The organism is Effusibacillus pohliae DSM 22757 (genome assembly GCF_000376225.1).
GTDB lineage: Bacteria > Bacillota > Bacilli > Tumebacillales > Effusibacillaceae > Effusibacillus > Effusibacillus pohliae.
In genome coordinates this window covers 1-3,012 of sequence record NZ_AQXL01000043.1, presented here as the reverse complement: position 1 = coordinate 3,012, position 3,012 = coordinate 1, and the positions used below count along the sequence as shown (strand labels likewise).

General features: G+C 46.9%; 5 protein-coding genes. All 5 read right to left on the bottom strand.

The genetic code is table 11. The features are described 5' to 3' along the window. A partial coding sequence (locus C230_RS23515; RefSeq protein ID WP_281168923.1) for a putative holin-like toxin occupies nt 1–77 on the bottom strand: 77 nt, incomplete at its 3' end. A 306-nt stretch (nt 78–383) separates the two neighbouring features. Then, nucleotides 384–857 carry a hypothetical protein gene (locus C230_RS0100660; protein WP_018130162.1) on the bottom strand — a complete coding sequence of 158 codons (474 nt, stop codon included), beginning with the start codon at nt 855–857 and terminating at the stop codon, nt 384–386. 5 nt (nt 858–862) lie between these two features. Then, a complete protein-coding gene (locus tag C230_RS18920) occupies nt 863–1,960 on the bottom strand; it encodes an AAA family ATPase (protein WP_018130161.1) in 1,098 nt (365 codons plus the stop codon). A gap of 331 nt (nt 1,961–2,291) precedes the next feature. Then, nucleotides 2,292–2,477, bottom strand: coding sequence for a phospholipase D-like domain-containing protein (locus tag C230_RS23510; RefSeq protein ID WP_051074193.1), 186 nt, complete (start codon nt 2,475–2,477; stop codon nt 2,292–2,294). Continuing rightward, the gene (locus tag C230_RS23505) at nt 2,477–2,824 is read right to left on the bottom strand and encodes a phospholipase D-like domain-containing protein (protein WP_051074192.1); all 348 of its coding nucleotides are present in this window, start codon (nt 2,822–2,824) and stop codon (nt 2,477–2,479) included. The genes C230_RS23510 and C230_RS23505 overlap by 1 nt, the downstream gene beginning before the upstream one ends. Nucleotides 2,825–3,012: the final 188 nt, after the last annotated feature.

The window sequence follows — 3,012 nt, the reverse complement described above, 5'->3', positions numbered from 1 at the left end:
AGGTAATTCAGCAACGCCAAGATGAACATGCCAAACATGAACATCAAGGACAACGCTTGGTATACCTCCACCGGCATCACCCCCTTTCGAGGGGTGAGCCGACCGCCCTTGAGAGCCGATTCTATTGTTCTGGAATTATTATATCAGATCACGGCCATTTTTGACTATAGATAATTTTTTGTTTTTTCTAATGAGTAAAACAAGAAGTCGGCGGGTTCATTAACGTTCCCAAGGAAAAATAATATCACTTCGACGATTTTCTGCGGCGCTTACTTCATCGGTATACGGCAAGTCAGCTCGCTTCCAGGATTCTGACTGATTGTCACCGCCCCCTTTGCAGGTTTTCACCTATTACCGGGGGCGGGAGAATACGGGACGGCGGTTTAAGTCTCCGACTGTTGTAAGGAACCTCTTTGTCCTTGTTCTCTCGGTTCGAAAGCTTTTCTCACGTACAAAGCCCGGAGCACGATTAAAGCTGCAATCTGAAATGAAACTGGAATATGAATCGGCAAAGAAAAAGAAACATGAACAGGCAAGCGCTGCTCGTGGATCCAGATCACAGCACAGGATGTTATCGTGGTAATCACGTACGTATGGAACCACACCCATGCATTTGGAATCTTCTTGAGCCACAAAACATACAAAATGATCAAGAAGACCACCGTGCCCGTTACCCATTTTTCGGGGTATTGAAAGTCGGCCAGCGGCAGACTGCCGAATGTTTTGAAGGCATTTGGCGATTTCAGATACAAGAAATATCCAGCCAATGGAAAGATACCGTACAAAAAAGCAAGCACCGCCATCACAAACGTGGGGTATCCTGCTGAGAATTTCGGAACAGATTGGTACGAGTTCACGTGGATCACCCCCTCTTAAGCTCCCAAGCCCGTAAATCCTCGACAGCCAAAACCAGCAAATCTTCAGTTGACGCTACAGTCGTCATAGAGCCAAGCCGCCTGGCCTGTTGCGTGATAGCAGCCTCCAATACATTCCGGGCAAAACGACCATTGCCCAACGTCCTCATGTTCCCAAGGTTTCGATCAAAAAGATCGAGTAAGTATGCTTCCCCTTCAGGAGTGATTCGGTACTGCCTTTTGCTACATTCGAGACAAAAAATCTGTACGAGTTCTTCTGGTCGATAATCCTCAAACTCGATGACAAATGGAATCCTTGACTTCATTCCCGGATTGATATCAAGAAAAGCTTCCATCTCTTCTTTGTATCCTGCGTAAATAACACACAGATTTTCCCTGTAGTCCTCCATTGCCTTGATCAAAACGCTTATGGCTTCCTTTCCGAACGTGTTGATATCAGGACGCTCCATGTCAATCAGGGCATACGCTTCATCAATAAAGAGGACTCCTCCCATCGCTTCTTTGATCTTTTTGAATGTTTTTGGTCCTGTTTGCCCAAGGTGCTCGGCAATCAATCCCGTTGGATCGGTCTCGACAAAATGTCCTTTAGAGAGAACGCCCATTCGACGAAACATCTCTCCCATCAGCCTGGCTACCGTGGTTTTCCCTGTCCCCGGATTCCCCAAAAAGACCATGTGTAGAGATTGCTGCGTCGTTTGTAGCCCTCTTAACTTTCTTTCTTGGTTTGTCCTGATCGTGAAGTAAATGTCTCGAATCGATTCTTTGACATGCTCAAGACCTACGATCCCGGACAAATCCCTTTCCAGGTCTTCCGGTGTGTAAACTTTGTGTCCGAACGCCCAGCCGACAGCCACTTCCCGTGACGAATCTGTTCCGTTGTGAATTTCAGCCTTTCGTTGCAGCGAATTCTGCCACGATTTCTGCGAATTTTGATGCGCCGTTGCAACTGCGGGTAAGCGTCGCCTCCTCAAGCGAGCTGACTCAAAACTTCGCCACAGCAACCATAACTCGGGAAATACATACTTGACGATGATGTCGGTTGTTTCACTGTGAATAATTGACCGAAAAAGCGACCGACTCTCCATATATCTCCCCCCTCGTAACCGGTAAACTCATTATATTTCCTTGCCTTGAAGTTTTCTGTTTTACAGGCTACTGCATTTTCCGGACGTCAATATCAAAGTCCTGATCGGTGAGAATCTTTAGTACATATTGGTTCTTGTGATTTTCAAACTTTAGCTCAATCACAGACTTACCGACATCGATCACATCATCATAGTGAAAGGTCGAGTGTCCGCAACTTGGGCATATTTTCACTTCATCGTCAATCTCCCAAAATTCAACGAAACATCTCTGGCATTGACATCTGTATATTTCGATTTTCAAGTTTTGTCACCTTCTTTCCAATTGATTTCTTCACCAATCCTTGAAATTCTCCTTGTCACTCCACATACGTTCGAATTCCGTATCCCAAGCCTTTGCCATCTCCACATCCCGCAACACCACTAACACTTCGTCGTTGGTCGTGCTGGCGGCTGTCGAGTAATTGAAGGATCCTGTGGTCACCACGGACTTGTCGGCGATGGTTACCTTCAGGTGCATCAGCCCCTTATGCGTGTTGATTTTGAGCGGTTTTGTGCCTCTTGTTGATCCGTAATGATCCGGACCGCAACACCCCGTTTCTTCGCGTCCACGATCGCCTTTACAATATCAGGTTTGGTGAGGCTGTAGATGGCAATATCCAGACTTTGTTTTGCGGAGCCAACCATCTCCTCCAGCTTCTTTTCCGGATGCTGCCCGGCGTTGGTAAAAGCCCATTCGATCTTTGCCTGGTTTTGAGTGCCTGCGTGGGTTGAGTCTTGATGTGAAACCGAAGGCATAGGCCCGGTACCACAGCCGGCCAGCAGCGAAACACCCAGAATGAGACTGGTGAATGTACGTTTTCGCATGAGAATACCTCCCAATCAAATAGTGCTCAAAAAGACGCGGAAAATCATCTTTGCACAACCGCGACCAACCGATCCGCCTTCAGTCTCCTGTCCCAAAGCCTTCCATCCGACGTTTTCAGTTTCACAGTCATCGTTTTTCCGGTTTTGCTGAACTGTATATCCACCACTTCACTCGTATACCCATAATT